A 23,756-nucleotide genomic window follows, 5' to 3' on the forward strand; every position below is an offset into this window, starting at 1 on the left:
GCGCGCGCTACATTAACGCCTTGCCCATTCCGCTACGCCCCGCCGCCGGGCCGCGCCGCCATGACCTACCTGCCGATCCTGCTGCAAATCGCCGTCGTCTATCTCGTCGCGGCAATCACCCCCGGCCCGAATTTCTTCATGATTTCACAACTGTCGCTCGCGGGCCGGCGCAGCCTCGGCGCCGCGTCGGCGCTCGGCGTCGGCACCGCGTCGATCGCCTGGGCGACGCTCGCGATGCTCGGCCTCGCGGCCGTGCTGCACCAGGTCGAATGGCTGTATGAGGCAATCCGGATCGGCGGCGCCGTCTACCTCGTGTATTTCGGCTTCAAGCTGCTGCGCGCGGGCGTGCGCCGCGATACGACGCCGGCCGACGCGCCCGACGAACGCGCGCCGCTGGCCGCGCCGCACGCGCGCGACTATCTGCGTGCGTATCGCAGCGGCCTGTTCACGTGCCTGACGAACCCGAAATCGTGCGCGTTCTGGACCAGCGTGTTCGCGGCGATGCTGCCCGCGCACGTGCCGCTGTGGTTCAACGGCGCGGTGCTGGTGACGATCGGCGTGCTGTCGGCCGGCTGGTATTCGTGCGTCGCGTACCTGTTCGCGAGCCCGCGCGCGCAGCGCGGCTACCGGCGCGTGCGGCGCCCGCTCGACGCGCTGTGCGGCGTGGCGCTCGTCGGCCTCGGTGCAAAACTCGCGGCCGAGCGCTGAAAAAACTGAAAGGGGATTGAAATAATTCGTTGCGCCAAATCCGCGCGGCCACGGGGGTCAAGCCCGCGATCCGCGTCAACAGGGTAAAATAACGAGTTCCTCAATCGTCTGTCATCGAGAAGGCGCGTGTCCGACGCGCCGGCCGGCCGATCCGTGATCGGGCCGTCGCACTCGGTTTTTTGCCCGTTTTTGGGCCCGTTACTCGCGTTCGCTACGCGCGTCCGTTTTCAAAGCCATGAGCAAATACGACACCGCCACCGTCCAATCCGTCCATCACTGGACCGACACGCTGTTCAGCTTCACCTGCACCCGTGAGGCGAGCCTGCGCTTCAACAACGGCGAATTCACGATGGTCGGCCTCGAGGTCGACGGCAAGCCGCTCGCGCGCGCCTACTCGATCGTCAGCCCGAACTACGAAGAGCATCTCGAATTCTTCAGCATCAAGGTGCAGAACGGCCCGCTGACGTCGCGCCTGCAGCACCTGAAGGTGGGCGACACCGTGCTGATCGGCAAGAAGCCGACGGGCACGCTGGTCGCCGACAACCTGCTGCCGGGCAAGACGCTGTGGATGCTGTCGACGGGCACGGGCCTCGCGCCGTTCATGTCGATCATCCGCGACCCGGACATCTACGACCGCTTCGACAAGGTGATCCTGACGCACACGTGCCGCCTGAAGGGCGAGCTCGCGTACATGGACTACATCAAGCACGACCTGCCGGGCCACGAGTACCTGGGCGACATCATCAAGGAAAAGCTCGTCTACTACCCGACGGTCACGCGCGAAGCGTTCGACAACGAAGGCCGGATCACCGACCTGATCGCGACGGGCAAGCTGTTCACGGATCTCGACGTCCCGCCGTTCTCGCCGGAAAACGACCGCGTGATGCTGTGCGGCAGCACCGCGATGCTGAAGGACACGACCGAGCTGCTGAAGCAGGCCGGCCTCGTCGAAGGCAAGAACAGCGCACCGGGCCACTACGTGATCGAGCGCGCGTTCGTGGACTGATCGATCCCCAAATTTTGCGCAGCATCAAGGACCGGAGCGAAAGCTCCGGTTTTTTTTCGTCCCTACTTGGCGAATTCGTAACAAATTGGGATCATCCCATCTCAAATAGTTACATTTGGATACGTCATCGTCCGGCGCTTGGGTGTCAGTGTTTTTCCTACAACACCTTCATTCCGATTATTCACATTTACCCTTAAATGTCCGCCTGACATGACCTTTTCGGAAATTTTGAGATATTATTCGCCGCGCGCGGTTGCCGTTCGGATGAGAGTGGAAGGGTCGGATGCAAGTGTTACAAGACGTAACTTTTGTTACCTCGGCAGGGGGCGATTCTCTGGCGGCGACCGTCATCGAAACGGCAGCCGATCCACGCAGCCAGCCGGTGTCTGAACCGCTTTCTGACAGCAGGGAGAGTCATGGATACGTCGCTTAACGCGCCTTTGGGCGCCCACGCCCCGTTCCCGTCGCAACAGCTCGTGCCGGGCTGCGTCGCGACTCCGCCCATTGCCGACGCCGCGCCGAAACGTGGCGCCTCCGCCGCGCGGATCGCAGCGCTGTCTGCCCAGTTGCTCGCCGCCGATGAAGCGGCCCGCCGCCACCTGGCCGGCGAGCTGCATGACGGGCTCGGTGCCGAACTGACCGCTGCGCGTTTCGCGCTCGCAAACGTTCAAACGTGGCTGCCGGCCGATGCGCCGGAGGGTTGCCTGCGCGCACTGGCGCTGGCGCAGCAGGCGCTCGAGGCCGCGACCGACGCGAATCGCCGGCTGATCGACGAGCGCGACACGCCGGCGCTCGACGCGGGCCTGGTCGGCGCGCTGTCGTCGTGGGCCGACACCCATGCGGCCCGCACGGGCCTGCGCACCAGCTTCGTCTGTGCGGCCGACGCGCGCCTGACGCAGCTCGCCGGGGCCAGCGCGCTCGCGGTGTTCCGCGTCGCGCAGGAAGCGTTGTCGAACGTCGCGAAGCACGCACGCGCGACGTCGGTCGACGTGCGAATCGCCACCGACGGCACGCACCTGTCACTGATCGTCTCCGACGATGGGACCGGTTTCTCGCGGAGCCGCCGCACCGGCTACGGACTGGCCGGCATGCGCGCCCGCTGCGAGGCGTTCGGCGGCAGCTTCGAGACGGCCACGCCGGCCACCGGCCACGGCACGCGCGTCACCGCGCGCTTCGCTTGGGATTCGCTGCTCGCGGTGCCCGTCGCGGCCCGCCGCGCGTCGCTTTCGTGAGGTCGTCATGAGCCTGAACATCCTGCTGGTGGACGATCACGCGATCGTCCGGCAAGGGATCCGCCAGTTGCTGATCGACCGTGGCGTCGCGCGCGACGTCACCGAGGCCGAAACCGGCAGCGACGCGGTGGCGGCCGTCGACAAACAGGAATTCGACGTGATCCTGCTCGACATTTCGCTGCCGGACACGAACGGCATCGAGGTGCTCAAGCGCCTCAAGCGCAAGCTGTCGCGCACGCCGGTGCTGATGTTCTCGATGTATCGCGAGGACCAGTACGCGGTGCGCGCGCTGAAGGCCGGCGCGGCCGGCTACCTGTCGAAGACGGTCAACGCCGCGCAGATGATCGGCGCGATCCAGCAGGTCGCGGCCGGCCGCAAGTACGTGAGCCCCGCGATGGCCGAGGCGCTCGCCGAATACGTGTCGTTCGAGAACGAACCGCTGCCGCACGAGAAGCTGTCCGACCGCGAATACCAGACGCTCTGCATGCTCGCGTCGGGCAAGCGGCTCACCGACATCGCGAACACGCTGTCGCTGTCCGTGAAGACGGTGAGCGTGTACCGCTCGCGGCTGCTCGAGAAGATGCGGCTGTCGAACAACGCGGAGCTCACGTTCTACGTGATGAGCAACCGGCTCGTCGACATGGCGCCCACGGCCGGCGCCTGATTCCCCCGCTTCACCCGATTCGTCCGGCCCAGCGACGCGGCACCTGCCGCGCCGCCGCCCGCTGTCGCCCGCCCGAAGCGCAAGCGCTTGTTTTATCGGACGATTTTGTGACTTACCGCTGCGCTGCAGCGGGTCTTGCGCGCCAAATCGGCTAAAATTGCGGGTTTTCACTCAGTCAGCGCTACCGCGCCCGCGCGCGCTGGCGATTCATCCGCAATGTCTCTCTTCCGCAAGAAAAACGTCGATCGCATGATCGCCGGCGCGCATGCCGCCGGGCTCAAGAAAGCGCTCGGCGCGATCGACCTCACCTTCCTCGGCATCGGCGCGATCATCGGCACCGGCATCTTCGTGCTGACCGGTACCGGCGCCGTGCAGGCCGGCCCCGCCCTGATGCTGTCGTTCGTGATCGCCGCGATCGCGTGCGGCCTCGCCGCGCTGTCGTACGCGGAGTTCGCGTCGACGATCCCCGTCGCCGGCTCGATCTACACGTACTCGTACGCCACCCTCGGCGAGCTCGTCGCGTGGATCATCGGCTGGGACCTGATGCTCGAATACGGCCTCGCGTCGTCGGCCGTGTCGGTCGGCTGGTCGGGCTACCTGCAGTCGCTGCTGCAGGGCTTCGGGCTCACGCTGCCCACCGTGCTGACGGCCGCGCCCGGTGCGGTGCCGGGCGTCGTCACGTGGTTCAACCTGCCCGCGTTCCTCGTGATGATCGTGATCACGACGCTGCTGTCGATCGGCATCCGCGAGTCGACCCGCATCAACAACATCATGGTGTTCATCAAGGTGTCGGTCGTGCTGCTCGTGATCGCGGTCGGCGTGTTCCACGTGACGCCCGCGAACTGGAAGCCGTTCATGCCGCACGGCTGGAACGGCGTATTCGGCGCGGCGGCGGTGATGTTCTTCGCGTTCATCGGCTTCGACGCGGTGTCGTCGGCGGCCGAGGAAGTGAAGAACCCGAAACGCGACCTGCCGATCGGCATCATCGCGTCGCTCGCGGTGTGCGCGGTGCTGTACGTGACGGTCGCCGCGGTCGCGACCGGCATCGTGCCGTCGGCCCAGTACGCGAACATCTCGCACCCGATCTCGTACGCGCTGCAGAAGGCCGGCGAGACGTGGGTCGCAGGCTTCATCGATCTCGGCGCCGTGCTCGGCATGCTGACCGTGATCCTCGTGATGAGCTACGGCCAGACGCGCGTGATCTTCGCGATGTCGCGCGACGGGTTGCTGCCGGCAGCGCTGTCGCGCGTGCACCCGCGCTACGCGACGCCGTTCCTGACGACCTGGCTCGTCGGCCTGTTCTTCGGCCTGATCGCCGCGCTCGTGCCGCTCAACGTGCTCGCCGAGCTGATCAACATCGGCACGCTCGCCGCGTTCTCGATGGTGTCGATCGCCGTGCTCGTGCTGCGCCGCACGCACCCCGACCTGCCGCGTGCGTTCCGCTGCCCCGGCGTGCCGGTGGTGCCGATCCTCGCGGTCGCGTCATGCCTGTTCCTGATGCTGAACCTGCAGCCCATCACGTGGGCCGCGTTCGGCATCTGGCTCGTGATCGGCCTCGCGATCTACTTCCTGTACTCGCGCCATCACTCGAAGCTCGCGCACGGTCACCACGACGCGCACTGAGCGCCGCCGTGCCGCTCGCGGCACGGTGCGCACCCGCGGAGCCGGACGCCGGCTCCGCGCCCTCCCCGCCCTGCCTTCACCCGTCCCGCCGCCACGTTGCCTTTCCTGCAACGATCCTCGCGTCAATTCCCGTTTCCACTGGTTATTTTTCGAATGCCGATATATTCGATTCGGATCGGCATTTTTATCGATTGGAAATGTAATTCGACTGAATTGAATATGAATAGAAGAAAATAATCACGCGCCCGACATTGAACTCTTGCATTCGCCAACCTAGTATTCAGGTCGGCCGGTCGCATACCCGCCCCACCCAGACCAGACGGGGCCTAGGCCGCAGCATGAGCGCGGCGGGAAGCCATCGATTTCATCGAAGCGCCTTTTTATAAAACCCAAATTCATCGCGCATTCAAAAACGAATTTTCAGCATATTTTTAATTAAAAATCACGGCCCGATAATCCGGTCGACGGTATTTTATTGCCTCCGTCCGGAGGCATGTCGCTGTACCTGTTCGAAGTTCAACAAGAACCAGAGAGGTCTGTCATGAGCAATACATTGGTCAACGTCACGGCGAAGGTCGAAATCAGCGCGGCCAACCAGACGATCGCGGGGCTCAAGGATTATCAAAGCAAGAACTGGGCGATCGGGCTGAACGGGGATACGCTGGCGCCGGACGGTTTCCTGACGTTCTTCACCGAGCGCAACCTGCCGTTCAGCTACTACGTCCGCGCGCGCGGCGTCTCGGTCGGCGAACCGAGCGCCTACCAGGCGAACATCGAGACGCTGACGCAGCACATCGCCGCGATTCGCGCGTCGGAGACGAATCAGGTCCAGGCAACCATCCGCGAGCTCGAGCTGTACAAGTCGCGGAACTGGGCGATCGGCCTGAACGGCACGACGTTGCAACCGGACAATTTCCTGCCGTTCTTCGGCACCCGCTCCGTGCCGTTCGAGTACTACGTGCGCAGCGGCGGCGTCGAGCTCGGCTCGCCGAACGCGTACGACAACAACATCCGCAACCTGACGCAGTACCTGGGCTCGCTCTGACGGAGCGACCCGCCGGGCGGATGCGTCCGCCCGGCGACCTGCCGGCGGCCCGCCTCGGGCCGCCCTGCCCGCCTTCCTCGCTGCCGCGCTTCTCCCTTCCCTGTTTTGCGCGTTCCCCCGTCGCCTGCACGCTTGCCGCGGCCGGTTCATAATCGCGCCATCGAACGGCGGCCCGCATCGGCGGCGTCGCCCGGCAACAGGAAGAAGATGATGGAAAGCGTCGATCTCGATGTATTGAAATCCAGCGCGCGCTGGCTCGAAGAAGGGCGCCGCGTGCTGCTCGTGACGGTCGTGAAGACGTGGGGCTCGTCGCCCCGCCCCGAAGGCGCGATGCTCGCGGTGCGCGAGGACGGGCTCGTGGTCGGCTCCGTGTCCGGCGGGTGTATCGAGGACGACCTGATCGCCCGGGTGCACGCAAGCGGGATCGCGGCCGACGCGCGCCCGGAAGCGCTCAAGTACGGCGTGACGGCCGAGGAAGCGCACCGCTTCGGGCTGCCGTGCGGCGGCACGATCCAGCTCGTGCTCGAGCCGCTCACGCGCGACAGCGGGATTGCCGCGCTGTGCGCGGAAGTCGAGGCCGGCCGCCTCGTCACGCGCACGATGACGCTCGCGACCGGCCGCGCATCGCTGTCGCCCGCGCAGGCGGCCGACGGGCTCGCGTTCGACGGCGAGCGGCTCGTGACGATCCACGGGCCGCGCTACCGGATGCTCGTGATCGGCGCCGGCCAGTTGTCGCGCTATCTGTGCCAGATCGCGGTCGGACTCGACTACCAGGTGACGGTGTGCGATCCGCGCGAGGAATACACGGATGCGTGGGACGTGCCGGGTACGCGCGTCGTGCACACGATGCCCGACGATACGGTGCTCGACATGAATCTCGATGCGCGTTCGGCGGTGATCGCGCTCACGCACGACCCGAAGCTCGACGATCTCGCGCTGATGGAGGCGCTGAAGACGCCCGCGTTCTACGTGGGCGCGCTCGGCTCGCGGCGCAACAATGCGGCACGGCGCGAGCGGCTGCGCGAATTCGACCTGAACGAAGCGGAACTGGCCCGGCTGCACGGGCCGGCCGGCATCTACATCGGCAGCCGGACGCCGCCGGAAATCGCGATCTCGATCCTCGCCGAGATCACCGCCGCGAAGAACAACGTATCGCTGCCGACGATCCTGCAGGTCGAGGGCGCGAAGGCCGCGCGCGAGATCGCGGCGAACAGCGGCGCGGCCTGCGGCCTCTGATCACTGGTGACGCCGGCGCGCGGTCGCGCCCGGCGGGCGTCCGCGACGGGCGAAGCGGACGAAACAGGCGAAAGCGCACGCGCCGGCGCCAGGCCGGCGCGAGCCGCCGATCAGGTCAGGCCGGCGGCCAGCGCCGCGGCGACCGAACCGACCACCAGCACGACGCCGACCGTGCGGCGCTTGTTCAGCTCGGTCCACAGCAGCACGCCGGTCAGCGACAGCAGGATCAGCGAGCCCGCGATCGTGTCCATCAACAGCACCCAGCCGAGATTCATCCCGACGCCGCGATGCAGGTTGTTCAGCGTCGTCAGGAACGTGTTGCCCGTGCGTTTCACCGCGACGTAGCCGTTGCCGACCCAGTATTCGGCCTGCAGGTTCTGGTGCGGGCCGAACAGGCCCATCTGCCAGTGCTCCGGCTGCATCACGCGCTTGTCGCCCCACGCGACGGGCTGCGCCGGCTCCTTGCGCATGCGGCCCGGCTTGCCGTCGAAATGCAGTTCGTGCTGCAGCCACTTCGTCATCGCGGCGGGCGTCTTCGGCGCCGGATCCGGCAGCGCGATCTGCATCTCCTCGACCTGCGGCTCGCCGGTCGAAATCTTCAGCGGCGGCGCGCGGTGGTTGAGCAGCACGCCCGTCACGCCGAACAGCAGCCCGAGCACCGCGCCCCACAGCCCGACCCAGCCATGCACCTTGCGCAGCCACTTGATGAAGGTCGCGCGGCGCGAACGCTGGCGGCGCGCGGCCAGTTCGTCGTCGCTCAGCGGGCGGGCCGTCGGGTGCAGCACGGTGACGCCGGCGCGGGAAGCACCGGTGCGGGGCGGATTGATCGTTTCGGGCGCGTTCACGCGAGAGATTCCATTCGTTCAAAACAACGGGCGGCGCGCAAAGCGTGCGCGCCGCCCGGGCAGCATGAAAATGAGAATGGATATCATTACACAAATCTATTGCACGCTCAATCCGGCCGGATACGGGGCGGCAAGCCCGTCGAGCGAGGAAATACCGGCGAAGCGCGACCGTTGCGGCACGATGCCGCCCGATAGGCGAAAAATACCGACAGAATGACCTTGCAAGGTCAAGGCGGCATTTCGTAAGAAATCGCGCGGCGCAGCACCGTTCAGCGCAGCGGCGGCAGCGGAAAGCGCGATGCGGCGGCATCCGGCGCGGGTTCGGTACGGTCGAGCGAGTACAGCCACGCGAGCAGATCGGCGACCGCCTGGTAGAGCTGCGGCGGAATCCGGTCGTCGAGATCGACCTGCATCAGCAGCGACACCATCTCCGGCGCCGTATGCACGTACAACCCGGCGTCATGCGCGCGCGCGACGATCATCTCGGCGAGCGCGCCGTAGCCCTTTGCGACCACGCGCGGCGCGGCATCGCCGCCCTTCGGATCGTAGACGAGCGCGGCCGCGCGCTTGCGGGACGTCATGCTCATGACAGCGCCTCGTCGTCGGTATCCGGCGCACGCGTCGCCGGGCCGCTGGCCGAAGTCGAGGCTGAGCCGCGCGCATACGCGGTGGCCGCCGCCTGGGCCGCGAACAGGTCGAAGCCGTCCGGGCCGTCGTCGACCGCACGGATCGACAGCCCGCTCACCTTGAGCCCCGACACTTCGAGCCGCTGCCGCAGCGCCGCCTCGTGCCGCGTGAGGCGGTCGGCACCCGCCTGGTTCGCACGCAGCCGCGCGACGAGCTGCGTGCCGTTCAGCACCAGCTCCGCGTCGACCGTGCCAAGCGACGACAACGTCAGCGTGAGGCGCGTGCGCCAGGCAATACCGTCGCCCGTGTCGCCGTCACCGCGCGGCGCACGGTTGCCCGGATCGTCGGGCTCGATCGTCCAGTCGAGCCGCGCGCCGGGCCACGCCTCGCCCGCCCAGCGGAACTGGTCGGTTGCGAGCGCGTCGAGCTGCTGCCTGACGAGCGGCACGGCGGCCGGATGCACGGTCGCGAGCGTCTGCGCCTGCGAATCGGACGACGCGGTGGCCAGCTCGGCCCGCGCGGGCGTCCAGCGCGCATCGGGCCGGTCGCCGAGCAGATCGGCCGTATCGTGCGGCAGCGACGCCGCTTGCCGCGCGCCTGCCGGCACGGCCGGTGCGGGGTCCCGAGCCGGCGCACCGCCCTGGGCCGGCGCGCCCGGCTGCGCGGTTGCGCGAGCGGGCGCAGGCAATGGCGGGCGCTGCGCGAGCAGCTCGTCGAGCAGGTCGGTCGCGCCATGCTGGGCGACATCCGGATCGGCCGGCGCGAGCGCGGCCGCGAGGCGCGCCTGCGGCTCGCGCATCAGCGCCGCGAGCGGACGCTGGCCGGCCAGCCACTGCGCGAGATGGGATTCGTAGAAAAGGCCGCTTTCGCTCACGGCCTGCACGAGCGCCGCGCGCAGCGCAGCAACAGGCAACGTCGCAGCCGCGTCGCGCGTCGCCGCAGCCGACGACGCTGCGGCTGAAGCCGGCGCGGAGGATGCCGCCGGATCGGCGGCGGCTGGCGCGCGGGCCGGCGCAGCCGTGTCGGTCAGCAGCACGGTGGGGTCAGCCAGCAGCGGCGCGCGCCCGACAATGGCCGGCGTCGCGTCGCCGCCCGCGCGCGAGATCGCGTCGAGCACGCGCCCGACATCGGACAGGGCAGTCTGGGTGGAAGCCGGCGGCGCGGCAGGCGGACTGCCGGCAGACAGCGCGGACGACGCGCCGTTGCCCGGCGTGCCGACCTGCGAGGTCGCACCGCCGCTGGCGGGCGCCGACACGGTGCCGGTCAGCAGGCTGTCGAGGCGGCTCGCCAGCAGGGCCGCCGCAACGGAGTCGATACCGGTCATGATGGGAGCCTGCTCATCTCAGCCATATCGTTGCGAATCCGGTAACGGCACGCCGGTGCCGTCCGCGGGAACTGCGCGCCTGCCGCAACGGGCTTGTGCGCCCCCGCGCCCGTTTCCCCGGAAACGGGCCCTACCCGCGCGCGCGGTAGAGATCGGTCAATACCTTGGTCGAGCGCCGCGCCTCGAACAACGCGGACAGCCGCGCAAGATCCGGGCTCGCGAGATCGCGAATCGCGGCGTCGTCGGCCAGGATGCGGCGGATCAGGTCGAGCTTGCGGCCGAGATCCGATTCGTCGAGCACGACGCCCGGATCGGCCTCCTTCAACCCGTCGACCAGCTGCATGAATTCGGCCTGCAACTCCGGCAACGCGCTCCAGTCGGCACTGCGGGCAGCGCCCAGCATCCGGCCCGACACGGCGGCGAGCGCCTCGTAACGTTCGAAGTATTCGGCCTTGCGATTCATCGTGATGCTTCCACTGCCTGTTGTGCGGCCATCCGCGCGACTTCCGGGGCGATCCCCGTCCATGCTTCCTCGAGCGTCGCGAGCAGCCCGTCGACTTCGACCAGCATCGCGTCGCTCGCCTGCGCATTGGCTTCGAGCAGACGCCGGGTGATATACGCATACAGCGCATCCAGCCGCGCCGCGATCTCGCCGCCCGCATCGAGATTCAGCGACGCCTTCAGCCCGCTGTCGACGATCCGGATCGCCTTGCCGATCGCTTCGCCGCGCGCGGACACATTGCCTTGCTGCAAATGCATGCGCGCGAGCGCAACCGCCTGCCGCGCACCCTGGTACAGCATCGCGATCAACCGGTGCGGGGAAGCGCCCATCACCCCGGTCTCGACGCCGACACGCGCGTATGCACTGGCTCCAGCGTGTCCTGGGGAAAACATGCGCTTCTCCTTGTTGTGCCTTGGCTATACGGGAACCGCCGCCGTGCATCGCACGACGCGGCCTTCACCGGAGTTATCGGAAGGGATTTGGAAAGCTTTAGGCAAGCGGCGCGTGCCGCCTGGCGCAGCAAGGCCGGCCCGCAGCCCAGGCCGGATGGCCGTCCACGGATCGCTGTCCCTGAATAGCCGCCGAGTCAAACCGCCATCTGCATGATGTCGTTGTAAGCGCTCACTAGCTTGTTGCGGACCTGGAGCCCGAACTGGAAGCCGATGTTGGCTTTCTGCATGTCGACCATCACGTCGTTCAGCGACACGTTCGGCGCGCCGACCTCGAACGCCTGCGCCTCGCCGAGCGCGTGCTGCTGGTCGCCGCTGATCTTGTCGAGCGACGCCTTCATCGCGCTGGCGAACGTGCTGGCCGTCGCCGCGCCCGAGCCGGCCAGTGCCGCCGTCGGGCTCGCGACGCCGCCTGACGCCTGCGCGGCCATCGACTGCATCTGTTGCAACACCGAACCGATTCCGCTGACGTTCGCAGTCATGCTGTCCCCAAAACTGAGAGAGAGACCCGGACGCACCGGGAGATCCGCCGGCGCCGCACCACGCGCGCCATGCCGGATTCCGAAAAAGGATAGCAGCGCGCCGCGCGTCAAAGCCGCGAAAGTACGGGGGAAACCCCGCTCTTTTCGGTCGATCGGAGTGCGGCCCGGGTCACGATAATCGCATCGTGTCATTGTCCGCCCGCTCGTCCGAGCGAGCTCAGTCGTCCCGCTCCGGAGAAACTCGACGCATGGATTCGCAGGCCAACTCGCTGATCAACCCAGACGCCCGCGCGGGCCTCGCCAGCCCGGCGCCAGGCGCCGCCGCGGCCGCCGCGTTGCCAGGCGTGGGTGGCGCAGGCGCGGACTTCGGGCTTGGCGGCTTCGCGGAACGCATCCCCGGCATCTCGCGGATGAAGGGCAACCCGAAGCTGCCGTTCCTGATCGCCGTCGCATTCGCGGTCGCCGTCATCACCGCGCTCGTGCTGTGGAGCCGCGCGCCCGACTACCGCGTGCTGTACAGCAACCTGTCGGATCGCGACGGCGGTGCGATCATTGCCGCGCTCCAGCAGGCAAACGTTCCCTACAAGTTCGCCGATGCCGGCGGCGCGATCCTCGTGCCGTCGAACCAGGTGCATGAAACGCGCCTGAAGCTCGCCGCGATGGGGCTGCCGAAGGGCGGCTCGGTCGGCTTCGAGCTGATGGACAACCAGAAATTCGGCATCAGCCAGTTCGCCGAGCAGATCAACTACCAGCGCGCGCTCGAAGGCGAGCTGCAGCGCACCATCGAATCGATCAACGCGGTGCGCGGCGCGCGCGTGCATCTCGCGATCCCGAAGCCGTCGGTGTTCGTGCGCGACAAGGAAGCGCCGAGCGCGTCGGTGTTCATCGACCTCTACCCGGGCCGCGTGCTCGACGAGGGCCAGGTCCAGGCCATCACGCGGATGGTGTCGTCCGGCGTGCCCGACATGCCCGCGAAGAACGTGACGATCGTCGACCAGGACGGCAACCTGCTGACCCAGACCGCTTCGGCATCGGGCCTCGACGCGAGCCAGCTCAAGTACGTGCAGCAGGTCGAGCACAACACGCAGAAGCGCATCGACGCGATCCTCGCGCCGATCTTCGGCGCAGGCAACGCGCGCTCGCAGGTCAGCGCGGATCTCGATTTCTCGAAGCTCGAGCAGACGTCGGAAAGCTACGGCCCGAACGGCAATCCGCAGCAATCCGCGATCCGCAGCCAGCAGACCAGCAGCTCGACCGAACTCGCGCAGGGCGGCGCGTCGGGCGTGCCCGGCGCGCTGTCGAACACGCCGCCGCAGCCGGCTTCCGCGCCGATCGTCGCCGGCAACGGCGCGAACGCGCCGCAGACGACGCCGGTGAGCGACCGCAAGGACCAGACGACCAACTACGAAGTCGACAAGACGATCCGCCATCTCGAGCAGCCGATGGGCAGCGTGAAGCGGCTGTCGGTCGCGGTCGTCGTCAACTACCAGCCGGTCGCCGATGCGAAGGGCCACGTGACGATGCAGCCGCTGCCGCCCGCGAAGCTCGCGCAGGTCGAACAGCTCGTGAAGGATGCGATGGGCTACGACGCGAAGCGCGGCGACTCGGTGAACGTCGTGAACAGCGCGTTCTCGACCGCGAGCGACCCGTACGCCGACCTGCCGTGGTGGCGCCAGCCGGACATGATCGCGATGGCGAAGGAAGCGGCGAAGTGGCTCGGCATCGCGGCAGCCGCCGCGGCGCTCTACTTCATGTTCGTGCGCCCGGCGATGCGCCGTGCGTTCCCGCCGCCCGAGCCGGCCGCGCCGGCGCTCGCCGCGCCGGAAGATCCGGTCGCGCTCGACGGCCTGCCGGCGCCGGAGAAGGCCGAGGAACCCGATTCGCTGCTGCTCGGGTTCGAGAGCGAGAAGAACCGTTACGAACGCAACCTCGACTACGCGCGCACGATCGCCCGCCAGGATCCGAAGATCGTCGCCACCGTCGTGAAGAACTGGGTGTCCGATGAACGCTGAAGGCTTGACCAAGAGCGCGCTCCTGCTGATGTCGATCGGCGAGGAAGAGGCCGCGCAGGTATTCAAGTTCCTCGCGCCGCGCGAGGTCCAGAAGATCGGCGCCGCGATGGCCGCGCTGAAGAACGTCACGCGCGAGCAGGTCGAGGACGTGCTGCACGAATTCGCGAAGGAAGCGGAGCAGCACACCGCGCTGTCGCTCGATTCGAGCGACTACATCCGCTCGGTGCTGACCAAGGCGCTCGGCGAGGACAAGGCCGGCGTGCTGATCGACCGCATCCTGCAGGGCAGCGACACGAGCGGCATCGAGGGCCTGAAGTGGATGGACTCGGCCGCCGTGGCCGAACTGATCAAGAACGAGCATCCGCAGATCATCGCGACGATCCTCGTGCACCTCGACCGCGACCAGGCATCGGAAATCGCGTCGTGCTTCACCGAGCGGCTGCGTAACGACGTGATCCTGCGGATCGCGACGCTCGACGGCATCCAGCCGGCCGCGCTGCGCGAGCTTGACGACGTGCTGACGGGCCTGCTGTCCGGCAGCGACAACCTGAAGCGCAGCCCGATGGGCGGCATCCGCACCGCGGCCGAGATCCTGAACTTCATGACGAGCGTGCATGAGGAAGGCGTGCTCGAGAGCGTGCGCCAGTACGACGCCGAACTCGCGCAGAAGATCATCGACCAGATGTTCGTGTTCGAGAACCTGCTCGACCTCGAGGATCGCGCGATCCAGATGGTGCTCAAGGAAGTCGAGTCGGAAACGCTGATCATTGCGCTGAAGGGCGCGCCGCCGGCACTGCGCCAGAAGTTCCTCGCGAACATGTCGCAGCGCGCGGCCGAACTGCTCGCCGAGGATCTCGACGCGCGCGGCCCGGTGCGCGTGTCCGACGTCGAGACGCAGCAGCGCCGCATCCTGCAGATCGTGCGCAACCTGGCCGAGAGCGGCGCGATCGCGATCGGCGGCAAGGCGGAAGACGCGTATGTCTGATTCGGCGAGCGATCGCGCGGGCACCCTCACCGCCTACCAGCGGTGGGAGATGGCGTCGTTCGACCCGCCGCCGCCCCCGCCGCCGCCCGACGACGCGGCAGCGGCCGCCGCCGCGCTCGCCGAGGAACTGCAGCGCGTGCGCGACGCCGCGCACGCCGAAGGCCATGCGGCCGGCCACGTCGAAGGCCAGGCGCTCGGCTACCAGGCCGGTTTCGAGCAGGGCCGCGAACAGGGTTTCGAAGCCGGTCAGGCCGACGCGCGCGAACAGGCCGCGCAACTCGCGGCGCTCGCCGCGTCGTTCCGCGAGGCCGTGTCGACCATCGAGCACGATCTGGCCGCCGACATCGCGCAGCTCGCGCTCGACATCGCGCAGCAGGTCGTGCGCCAGCACGTGAAGCACGATCCGGCCGCGCTGGTTGCCGCCGTGCGCGACGTGCTCGCGGCCGAACCCGCGCTGTCCGGCGCGCCGCATCTCGCGGTGAATCCGGCCGACCTGCCCGTCGTCGAAGCCTATCTGCAGGACGATCTCGATGCGCTCGGCTGGAACGTGCGCACCGACGCGTCGATCGAGCGCGGCGGCTGCCGTGCGCACGCCGCGACCGGCGAGGTCGACGCGACGCTGCCCACGCGCTGGCAGCGCGTCGCCGCCGCGATCGGCAAGGTGAGCACGTGGTGACGCGGCCGCCCGAGGCGCTCGCGCACGACGGCATGACGCCGCTGGAGCGCGAACTCGCGCTCGCGTCGTTCGGCCCGGACGCGCACAACGCCGCGCTGGACACCGCACCCACCACCCCGCACGGCACCGCTGCAGCGGCCGATACGTCCGACGCCGCGCCGCGCGCCCCGCACAACCCGCATCTCGCACACTGGCGCACCCATTTGAACGGGCTCGCCGCGCGCAGCCAGCGCGCGCTGCCGCTGCGGCCGTGCGGGCGCCTGACGCGCGCAGCCGGCCTCGTGCTGGAAGCGATCGGGCTGCGCCTGTCGGTCGGCGCCGAATGCACGATCGAACTGCCGCCCGGCAGCACGCTGCCGCACGCGGAAGCGGAAGTCGTCGGCTTCGCCGGCGACCGCCTGTTCCTGATGCCGACCACCGACGTCGCGGGCGTGCTGCCCGGCGCACGCGTGTGGCCGCGCGAAAGCGCGCCCGTCGCCGATCCGCTCGCGGGCGCGAAGCGGCTGCCGGTCGGCTGGGAAATGCTCGGGCGCGTCGTCGACGCGTCGGGCCGCCCGCTCGACGGCCTCGGCCCGCTCGCGTCGAAGGTCGACGCGCCGCTGTCGGCGCCGTCGATCAACCCGCTCGAGCGCGAACCGATCCACCACGTGCTCGACGTCGGCGTGCGCGCGATCAACGCGCTGCTCACCGTCGGCCGCGGGCAGCGGATGGGCCTGTTCGCAGGCTCCGGCGTCGGCAAGTCGGTGCTGCTCGGCACGATGGCGCGCTATACGAGCGCGGAAGTGATCGTGATCGGGCTGATCGGCGAACGCGGCCGCGAAGTGAAGGAATTCATCGAACAGATCCTCGGCGAGGACGGGCTCGCGCGCTCGGTCGTCGTCGCGGCGCCGGCCGACGTGTCGCCGCTGCTGCGGATGCAGGGCGCGGCCTACGCGACGTCGCTCGCCGAGTATTTCCGCGACCAGGGCAAGCACGTGCTGCTGCTGATGGATTCGCTCACGCGCTATGCGATGGCGCAGCGCGAGATCGCGCTGGCGATCGGCGAGCCGCCCGCGACGAAGGGCTACCCGCCGTCGGTGTTCGCGAAGCTGCCCGCGCTCGTCGAGCGCACCGGCAACGGGCCGGAGGGCGGCGGCTCGATCACCGCGTTCTACACGGTGCTGACCGAAGGCGACGACCAGCAGGATCCGATCGCCGATTCGGCGCGCGCGATCCTCGACGGCCACGTCGTGCTGTCACGCGCGCTCGCCGAGGCCGGCCACTATCCGGCGATCGACATCGAGGCGTCGATCAGCCGCGCAATGACCGCACTGATCGACGAAACGCATCTCGACCACGTCCGGCAGTTCAAGCAGATGCTGTCGCGCTACCAGCGCAATCGCGACCTGATCGCGGTCGGCGCATACGCGCCCGGCCGCGACGCGCAGCTCGACCGCGCGATCGCGCTCTATCCGCGCATCGAGGCGTTCCTGCAGCAGGGCTTTCGCGAATGCGCGCCGTTCGCGTCGAGCCTAGCCGGCCTCGATGCACTGTTCGACGCTTACGGAGGCTGATCCCGATGGCACACGGCTTTCCCCTTCAGTTGCTGCTCGACCGCGCGCAGGAAGATCTCGACTCCGCCACGAAGCAGCTCGGCACCGCGCAGCGCGACCGCACCGCGGCCGCCGAGCAGCTCGACGCGCTGCTGCGCTACCGCGACGAATACCACGCGCGCTTCTCGCAATCCGCGCAGCACGGGATGCCGGCCGGCAACTGGCGCAATTTCCAGGCGTTCATCGATACGCTCGACGCCGCGATCGCGCAGCAGCGCAGCGTGCTGGCCGCGGCCGAAGTCCGTATCGACGAAGCCCGCCCGAACTGGCAAAACAAGAAACGCACCGTCGGCTCGTTCGAAATCCTGCAGGCGCGCGGCGTCGCGCAGGAAGCGAAGCGCGACGCCCGGCGCGAACAGCGCGACGCCGACGAACACGCCGCGAAGATCCTGCGCATGCGGGCCGACGCGGCCCGTTCGTCGTAACCGACCACCGCATTCGAACGAGAGAACCGACATGCCTCCCCTGCCCCTGCTCGGCGCGCTGCTCGACACCGCCGGCACCGCACTCAAGGCCGCCCGCGGCGCGGGTTCGTCCAGCGCCGCCGGCACCGATGCCGCGACCGCGACGACCGCCGTGCCGTTCGCGCAGACGCTGAAGCAAAGTGTTACCACGCGTCGCGATGCGTCGAATGCCGGCGTGCCGGATGCGTCGACGCAACAGGCTTCGTCGAAGCCGGGCGCCGGCACGAAGCCGTCCGCCGCCGAAGACGACGACACGACCGACGATACGACCACGAACGCCGCCACCAACCCCGACGCCGCCGCGCTCGCGGCGGCTGCGGCCGTGCAGGCGCAACTGCAGGCGCGCACGGACAACGCGATGCCGGCCGATGCGGCTGCCGCCGCGGCCGCTGCGCAAAAGACGGCCGTGTCCGGCCAACCCGATGCCACGGCCACGCTGGCGGATCACTCGGCCAAGGACGTTACCGCGGCCACCCAGGCCGCACCGGCGACGAGCCGCGACGTGCTGCAGGAGGCCCTCGCCAAGCTGACGGGCGGCGCGGGCGCGATCGCGATGCCCGCAGCCGGTACGACGGCGTCCGCCCCCGCCTCGACCGCGGCGACCGGCACCGCCGCGCCATTGACACCGAAGGTGCCGACCTTCGACCGCACGCTCGCCGACGCGAAGGGCGCGCTCGCCACCCAGCAAGCGCCGGTGCAAGCGACCGCGCAGGCGCTGCAGGCCAACGCGAACGCGCAGTCGGGCGAGCAGCACGCGCTCGCGGCAGCCAGCGACGCGGCGGACCCGGCCGCCAGCGCGACACTCGCGGCCGGCGCCACGGCGGCGGCCGCGGCCCAGGCGAACCTGCAGCTGTCGCCGGCCGCGGGGGCGATCGCCGCCGCGAACGCGCACGTGCTCGCGCCGCACATCAGCACGCCGGACTGGACGGACGCGCTGAGCCAGAAGGTCGTGTTCCTGTCGAATGCACACCAGCAGAGCGCCGAACTGACGCTCAATCCGGCCGATCTCGGGCCGCTGCAGGTCGTGCTGCGCGTCGCGGACAACAACGCGCACGCGCTGTTCGTGTCGCAGCACGCGCAGGTGCGCGAAGCGGTCGAAGCCGCGCTGCCGAAGCTGCGCGAGGCGATGGAAGCGGGCGGGCTCGGGCTCGGCAGCGCGACCGTCAGCGACGGCGGCTTCGCCTCGCAACAGCAAAACCAGCAGCAGACCTTCGCCGGCGGCCAGCCGTCGCGGCGCGGCAGCGGCGGATCGTCAGCCGGCGATGCACCGGTCGGCGCTGCGCAATCCGCACCGGCCGCCGCGAGCGTGAGCCGCGCCGGCCTCGTCGATACGTTTGCCTGAGCATGGCCGCCGCCGTGCGCGCGCCGCTCAGCGGCCGTGCACCGCCGCGGCTGCCTCGCCGCGCGGCGCCGCGCCCTTGCGCGTGGCGACGATGAAATCCGCCGCGCGTTCGCCGATCATCACCGACGGCGCATTCGTATTCCCGCCGACCAGCGTCGGCATCACCGACGCATCCACCACGCGCAACCCGTCGACGCCGCGCACCCGCAGTTGCGGATCGACGACCGCGCGCGCGTCCGAGCCCATCCGGCAGGTGCCGACCGGGTGGTAGATCGTGTCGGCATGCTCGACGATCGTCTTGCGCAGTTCCGCTTCGCTCTGGTCGGCCCGCGTGTACAGCTCGCGCCCGCCCTGCGACGCGAGCGGCGCCTGCGACAGGATCCTGCGCATCGCCTGCGTGCCGCGCACGAGCAGGTCGAGATCGCGCGCATCGCTGAAGAAGCGCGGATCGATCAACGGTGCGTCGCGCGCATCGCCGCTCGCGAGCGCCACCGTGCCGCGGCTGAACGGCCGCAGTGCGCACACGTGCAGCGAATAGCCGAAGCCCCAGTGCATCTTGCGGTTGTGGTCGTCCACGAGCGCCGTGCAGAAGTGCAGTTGCAGGTCGGGACGCTCGAGCGACGGATCGCTCTTGATGAAGCCGCCGGCCTCCGCGACGTTGCTCGTCATCATCCCGGTGCGGCTCGAGAAATAGCGCGCGAGCGCGGGCGTCATCTTCGCGATCCCGCGCAGGCACACGCCGACCAGTTCCGATGAATTCACGCGCGTATTGATGATGAAATCGATATGGTCGATCAGGTTCGTGCCGACGTCCGGCGCATCCTGCACGACCGCGATCCCGTGCCGGCGCAGCTGCTCCGCCGGGCCGATCCCCGAGCACATCAGCAGTTGCGGCGAATTGAACGCGCCGGCCGACACGATTACTTCCGCACGCGCGTCGAGCGTCTCGACACGCCCGTTGCGCGCGAGCGCGACGCCGGCCGCGCGCTTGCCGTCGAACGTGACGCGCAGCACCGTCGCATCGGTGATCACATGCAGGTTCGGCCGGTTGCGGCCGTAGATATACGCGCGGGCGACGCTGCAGCGCGAGCCGTCGCGGTGCGTGACCTGGTAGAAGCCGACGCCTTCCTGCGTCGCGCCGTTGAAGTCGTCGTTCAGCGGATAGCCGGCCGCGTGCGCGGCCTGGATGAATCGTTCGGAGAACGGATTGCGAAAGCGCAGATCCGACACCGTGAGCGGGCCGTCCGCGCCGTGCCACGCATCGGCGCCGCGCGCGTTGCCTTCCGCGCGGCGGAAATACGGCAGCACGTCCTGCCAGCCCCAGCCGGTCGCGCCGAGCTGCGCCCATTCGTCGTAGTCGCCCGGGTGGCCGCGCGTGTAGATCATCGCGTTGATCGCGCTCGAGCCACCCATCCCGCGCCCGCGCGGCTGGTAGCCGCGCCGCCCGCCGAGGCCCGGCTGCGGCACCGTCTCGTAGCCGTAGTTCGTGCCGAGCTTGAACGGCACCAGCGCCGCGATGCCGACGGGCATGTTGACGAGCAGGTTGCGCTCCGTATGCGAGCCGGCCTCGATCAGCGCGATCGTCGCGTCGGGGCAGGCATCGGCGAGACGGCCTGCCAGGCTCGACCCGCCCGAACCGCCGCCGACGATGATGTAGTCGTATTGCATGTCACGTCTCCGTCGTGTCATGGAATGGCCGCCACGCGACCGCGTCCCCTCTTGTAATGTTCGGGCATTGTAGGAATGGCCGTCGCGCGCGCGGCGCGCCGATTCAAGAGCGATTCCTCTAAACGCTCGCGTGAACTAAATTTAAGATGTATCGATTCGCTTGGTGCGACGCGCCGGCCACGAGAAGCCGATCCGTCGCGCAACGGGAGTGACGACGATGCAGCGCCAGGTTCTGCAGGCCGCGTGGCGACCGGGTGATCCGGATGCGATGCGCGCAGCCCGTATTTCATTTCAAACGGCTGCCCGCGCGGGGATGCTTAACGTCATGCGCGCAGTCGGTCGAAATCGAACGGCACGTGTCGTCGCCGACCGTTTGGATGGTTTGCCGCCGCAGCGGCACGGTGCACTGCGGCACGATTCGACTGACCTGTCGCGCTGCCCCGCTTCGGTGCGCCGGCAGGCGCTCACGGCGCAGCGACGCGTGCCTGTCGGCAGTCACATCGCGCCGCACATGCATGTGCCACAAAGCAGTTTCCGGATGCACACACCGTCGCGCGGATGCGACGCCCGCTGCACGCTTCAACCGGTTTTCGAGCACACGTCGCATCCGGCCCCGTGCCGCGCGACCCGCACCACCCCGATCCGCGTCGCCGCGCTCGCCGAGCGTGCGCATGCGGCGTGACGGCCGGCCGACCCGCCTGGCCCAACTGGAGGAGACGACATGAAGAACGACTTGCCCGAACTGGCCCCGCAAGCCCTGCCGTCGGTCGATGCGCTGACGGCGCTGCTGCGCGACCAGCGCGCGGCCTACCTGCGCGCGCCGTATCCGGCATGGGAAACGCGCGTGCAGCACCTGCGCGCGCTGCGCACGATGCTGATCGACCATGCGGATGCCCTCGCCGAAGCGATCAGCGCCGATTTCGGTCATCGCGCGAAGCAGGAAGTGCTGCTGTCGGAAATCTGGATGGCGAAGGAAGAGATCGACGACGCGCTCAAGCACGGCAAGCGCTGGATGAAGCCGATGCGCAAGCCGATGAACAAGTGGCTGCGCCCGGCGCGCGCGAAGGTGATGCCGCAGCCGCTCGGCGTGGTCGGCATCGTCGTGCCGTGGAACTACCCGGTGCTGCTCGCTGCCGGCCCGCTGATCTGCGCGCTTGCGGCCGGCAACCGCGCGATCATCAAGATGTCCGAACTGACGCCGCGCACGTCGGCGCTGTTCGAGCAGCTCATTGCCAAGACCTTCACGCGCGACCACGTCGCGGTCGTGAACGGCGATGCGGAAGTGGGCGCCGCGTTCAGCGGGCTGCCGTTCGATCACCTGCTGTTCACCGGCTCGACGCACGTCGGCCGCCACGTGATGCGCGCAGCCGCCGACAACCTCACGCCCGTCACGCTCGAACTCGGCGGCAAGTCGCCGGCGATCGTCGGCCCGAACGCGCGCTTCGATGCAGCGGTCGACGCGATCGTCGCGGGCAAGACGCTGAACGCGGGCCAGACCTGCATCGCGCCCGACTACGTGCTGCTGCCGCGCGGCATGGAAGCCGCGTTCATCGAGCGCGCACGCGCCCGGTTCGCGAAGCTGTATCCGGACCTGTCGGCCAACGGCGACTACACGACGATCGTGTCGCCGCGCCACTACGCGCGGCTGCAGCAGCTCGCGAGCGACGCGCAGGCGGCCGGCGCGCAACTGCATCCGCTGTCCGACGCGCAGTCCGATCCCGCATCGCGCCGCTTCGTGCCGTGCGCGGTCACGCAGGTGCCGGCCGCGTCGCAACTGATGCAGGAGGAAATCTTCGGGCCGCTGCTGCCGCTCGTGCCGTACGAACGGCTCGACGAAGCGATCGCCTACGTGAATGCACGCCCGCGTCCGCTCGCGCTCTACCTGTTCGACGAGGACGGCGGCACGATCGACCGCATGATGCGCGAAACGATCTCGGGCGGCGTGTCGATCAACGAAACGCTGATGCACATCGCGTGCGGCAGTTTGCCGTTCGGTGGTGTCGGGGCGAGCGGCATGGGCGCCTATCACGGCTACGACGGCTTCGTGACGTTCTCGAAGATGAAGCCGGTGCTCACGCAGGCGCGCCTGAACACGCGCAACCTGCTCGCGCCGCCGTACGGCAAGCGCTTCGCCGCGCTGATCAAGCTGATGTTGAGGTTCTAGGCGAAACGGGAAACGGGCCGCGCGCAGCGCGCCGCGGCCCGCACATGCATGCCGCGCGGCGACGGTGCCGCGCGCGCCGTCACACGGGCCAGAGCGGCCCTTCCTGCATCGCGCCGATCTGCTCGCGCAACTCGAGCACGCGCGCTTCCCAGTAACGATGCGTGTTGAACCACGGGAACGCGGCCGGAAACGCGGGATCGTCCCAGCGCCGCGCGAGCCATGCGGCGTAGTGGATCAACCGCAGCGTGCGCAGCGCTTCGACGAGATGCAGTTCGCGCGGCTCGAATTCGCAGAAATCCTCGTAGCCGGCCAGCAGGTCCGCCAGCGCGCGCGACGCGCCTTCGCGATCGCCCGGCAGCAGCAGCCACAGATCCTGGATCGCGGGCGCCATCCGGCTGTCGTCGAAGTCGACGAAGTGCGGGCCGGCATCGGTCCACAGCACGTTGCTCGGATGACAGTCGCCGTGCGTGCGCAGCAGGCGGATCTCGCCCGCCCGCCCGAACGCGGCCTCGACGCCTTCGAGCGCGAGGTTCACGGCCGTCTCGTATGCGGGCCGCACATCGTCCGGAATGAAATCGTGCGCGAGCAGGTAGTCGCGCGGCTCATAGCCGAACGTCCTGATGTCGAGCACGGGGCGCGCGACATACGGCTGCGTCGCGCCGACCGCATGGATCCGGCCGATGAAGCGGCCGAGCCATTCGAGCGTGTCACTGCGATCGAGATCGGGCGCGCGGCCGCCGCGCCGCTCGAAGATCGAGAAGCGGAAGCCGTCGAACGCATGCAGCGTGCGGCCGTCGAAGGTACGCGCGGGCACCGCCGGAATCTCGCGCGCGGCGAGTTCGGCGACGAACGCGTGCTCTTCGAGGATCGCTTCGTCCGACCAGCGTGCCGGACGGTAGAACTTCGCGACGACCGGCGGCCCGTCTTCGATACCGACCTGATAGACGCGGTTTTCGTAGCTGTTGAGCGCGAGCAGGCGCCCGTCGGTGCGCAGGCCGGCCGGTATCAGCACGCTGTCGAGCGCGTCGAGCACGCACTCGGGCGTGAGTCCGGCGAACGGCGGGCCGGCGGGAGAAGCGGGAGCGGAAGTGACGTCTTTCATGCCCCGCA

24 protein-coding genes are annotated in these 23,756 nt (G+C 68.8%); 15 read left to right on the forward strand and 9 right to left on the reverse strand.

Features of this window, described 5'->3' with window-relative positions:
* Positions 1–60 precede the first annotated feature (60 nt).
* The 7 genes from CFB40_RS16760 to CFB40_RS16790 all read left to right on the forward strand — a co-directional run bounded on the left by CFB40_RS16760 (position 61) and on the right by CFB40_RS16790 (position 7,514).
* Positions 61–708, forward strand: a complete 648-nt coding sequence (locus tag CFB40_RS16760; RefSeq protein WP_089431829.1) for a LysE family translocator — start codon at positions 61–63, stop codon at positions 706–708.
* Between the two features lie 235 nt (positions 709–943).
* On the forward strand, positions 944–1,714 hold the full coding sequence (locus tag CFB40_RS16765) for a ferredoxin--NADP reductase (protein ID WP_089426542.1): 771 nt from the start codon (positions 944–946) through the stop codon (positions 1,712–1,714).
* A 416-nt stretch (positions 1,715–2,130) separates the two neighbouring features.
* The gene (rqpS, locus tag CFB40_RS16770; protein WP_089426543.1) at positions 2,131–2,946 is read left to right on the forward strand and encodes a quorum system sensor histidine kinase RqpS; all 816 of its coding nucleotides are present in this window, start codon (positions 2,131–2,133) and stop codon (positions 2,944–2,946) included.
* A gap of 7 nt (positions 2,947–2,953) precedes the next feature.
* Positions 2,954–3,610 (forward strand): response regulator transcription factor RqpR, encoded by a 657-nt coding sequence (gene rqpR, locus CFB40_RS16775; RefSeq protein WP_089426544.1) that lies wholly within the window; start codon positions 2,954–2,956, stop codon positions 3,608–3,610.
* 216 nt (positions 3,611–3,826) lie between these two features.
* Positions 3,827–5,233: an amino acid permease gene (locus tag CFB40_RS16780; protein WP_089426545.1), complete on the forward strand. Its 1,407-nt coding sequence runs from the start codon at positions 3,827–3,829 to the stop codon at positions 5,231–5,233.
* A 541-nt stretch (positions 5,234–5,774) separates the two neighbouring features.
* A complete protein-coding gene (locus tag CFB40_RS16785; RefSeq protein ID WP_089426546.1) occupies positions 5,775–6,278 on the forward strand; it encodes a hypothetical protein in 504 nt (167 codons plus the stop codon).
* A gap of 210 nt (positions 6,279–6,488) precedes the next feature.
* Complete coding sequence (locus tag CFB40_RS16790) at positions 6,489–7,514, forward strand: XdhC family protein (RefSeq protein WP_039354764.1); 1,026 nt, start codon at positions 6,489–6,491, stop codon at positions 7,512–7,514.
* Positions 7,515–7,624: 110 nt separating this feature from the next.
* Here CFB40_RS16790 and CFB40_RS16795 read toward each other — a convergent pair whose 3' ends face one another.
* The 7 genes from CFB40_RS16795 to fliE form a co-directional block, all read right to left on the reverse strand.
* Entirely contained in the window at positions 7,625–8,359 is a 735-nt protein-coding gene (locus tag CFB40_RS16795) for a PepSY-associated TM helix domain-containing protein (protein WP_089426547.1), read from the reverse strand.
* A 96-nt stretch (positions 8,360–8,455) separates the two neighbouring features.
* Positions 8,456–8,590, reverse strand: a complete 135-nt coding sequence (locus CFB40_RS39090; RefSeq protein WP_256976757.1) for a hypothetical protein — start codon at positions 8,588–8,590, stop codon at positions 8,456–8,458.
* Between the two features lie 38 nt (positions 8,591–8,628).
* Complete coding sequence (locus tag CFB40_RS16800) at positions 8,629–8,946, reverse strand: EscU/YscU/HrcU family type III secretion system export apparatus switch protein (RefSeq protein WP_089431830.1); 318 nt, start codon at positions 8,944–8,946, stop codon at positions 8,629–8,631.
* A complete protein-coding gene (fliK, locus tag CFB40_RS16805; protein ID WP_089431831.1) occupies positions 8,943–10,310 on the reverse strand; it encodes a flagellar hook-length control protein FliK in 1,368 nt (455 codons plus the stop codon). The genes CFB40_RS16800 and fliK overlap by 4 nt, the downstream gene beginning before the upstream one ends.
* A 130-nt stretch (positions 10,311–10,440) precedes the next feature.
* On the reverse strand, positions 10,441–10,773 hold the full coding sequence (locus tag CFB40_RS16810) for a flagellar protein FliT (protein WP_089426550.1): 333 nt from the start codon (positions 10,771–10,773) through the stop codon (positions 10,441–10,443).
* Positions 10,770–11,204, reverse strand: a complete 435-nt coding sequence (fliS, locus tag CFB40_RS16815) for a flagellar export chaperone FliS (protein WP_089426551.1) — start codon at positions 11,202–11,204, stop codon at positions 10,770–10,772. Before fliS ends, CFB40_RS16810 begins: the two co-directional genes overlap by 4 nt.
* A 194-nt stretch (positions 11,205–11,398) precedes the next feature.
* Positions 11,399–11,743, reverse strand: coding sequence for a flagellar hook-basal body complex protein FliE (gene fliE / locus CFB40_RS16820; RefSeq protein ID WP_046544213.1), 345 nt, complete (start codon positions 11,741–11,743; stop codon positions 11,399–11,401).
* A gap of 248 nt (positions 11,744–11,991) precedes the next feature.
* On the opposite strand from fliE, the gene fliF reads away from it, so the two are divergent.
* From fliF to CFB40_RS16855, 6 genes are read left to right on the forward strand one after another with little or no spacing between them, the layout of a single operon-like run.
* Entirely contained in the window at positions 11,992–13,755 is a 1,764-nt protein-coding gene (gene fliF / locus CFB40_RS16830) for a flagellar basal-body MS-ring/collar protein FliF (RefSeq protein WP_089426552.1), read from the forward strand.
* On the forward strand, positions 13,745–14,740 hold the full coding sequence (gene fliG, locus CFB40_RS16835; RefSeq protein WP_069249110.1) for a flagellar motor switch protein FliG: 996 nt from the start codon (positions 13,745–13,747) through the stop codon (positions 14,738–14,740). Before fliF ends, fliG begins: the two co-directional genes overlap by 11 nt.
* On the forward strand, positions 14,733–15,416 hold the full coding sequence (fliH, locus tag CFB40_RS16840) for a flagellar assembly protein FliH (protein WP_089426553.1): 684 nt from the start codon (positions 14,733–14,735) through the stop codon (positions 15,414–15,416). Before fliG ends, fliH begins: the two co-directional genes overlap by 8 nt.
* 32 nt (positions 15,417–15,448) lie before the next feature.
* Positions 15,449–16,969, forward strand: coding sequence for a flagellar protein export ATPase FliI (gene fliI / locus CFB40_RS16845; protein WP_373452681.1), 1,521 nt, complete (start codon positions 15,449–15,451; stop codon positions 16,967–16,969).
* A 5-nt stretch (positions 16,970–16,974) separates the two neighbouring features.
* Complete coding sequence (gene fliJ, locus CFB40_RS16850; protein WP_039353905.1) at positions 16,975–17,433, forward strand: flagellar export protein FliJ; 459 nt, start codon at positions 16,975–16,977, stop codon at positions 17,431–17,433.
* Between the two features lie 31 nt (positions 17,434–17,464).
* Complete coding sequence (locus CFB40_RS16855) at positions 17,465–18,814, forward strand: flagellar hook-length control protein FliK (protein ID WP_089431833.1); 1,350 nt, start codon at positions 17,465–17,467, stop codon at positions 18,812–18,814.
* A 27-nt stretch (positions 18,815–18,841) separates the two neighbouring features.
* On the opposite strand, the gene CFB40_RS16860 is transcribed toward CFB40_RS16855, so the two are convergent.
* The gene (locus tag CFB40_RS16860; RefSeq protein ID WP_089431834.1) at positions 18,842–20,482 is read right to left on the reverse strand and encodes a GMC family oxidoreductase; all 1,641 of its coding nucleotides are present in this window, start codon (positions 20,480–20,482) and stop codon (positions 18,842–18,844) included.
* Between the two features lie 217 nt (positions 20,483–20,699).
* Between CFB40_RS16860 and CFB40_RS38025 the strand changes: the two genes are divergently transcribed.
* Both CFB40_RS38025 and CFB40_RS16875 read left to right on the forward strand, forming a co-directional pair.
* Positions 20,700–21,164 carry a hypothetical protein gene (locus CFB40_RS38025; RefSeq protein WP_143329853.1) on the forward strand — a complete coding sequence of 155 codons (465 nt, stop codon included), beginning with the start codon at positions 20,700–20,702 and terminating at the stop codon, positions 21,162–21,164.
* 39 nt (positions 21,165–21,203) lie between these two features.
* A complete protein-coding gene (locus CFB40_RS16875) occupies positions 21,204–22,646 on the forward strand; it encodes a coniferyl aldehyde dehydrogenase (RefSeq protein WP_089431835.1) in 1,443 nt (480 codons plus the stop codon).
* 79 nt (positions 22,647–22,725) lie between these two features.
* Here the strand turns inward: CFB40_RS16875 and CFB40_RS16880 are convergent, their stop codons facing one another.
* A complete protein-coding gene (locus CFB40_RS16880; protein WP_373452679.1) occupies positions 22,726–23,748 on the reverse strand; it encodes a serine/threonine protein kinase in 1,023 nt (340 codons plus the stop codon).
* Positions 23,749–23,756 lie beyond the last annotated feature (8 nt).

Origin of the sequence: Burkholderia sp. AU31652, from assembly GCF_002223155.1 — a bacterium.
Lineage (GTDB): Bacteria > Pseudomonadota > Gammaproteobacteria > Burkholderiales > Burkholderiaceae > Burkholderia.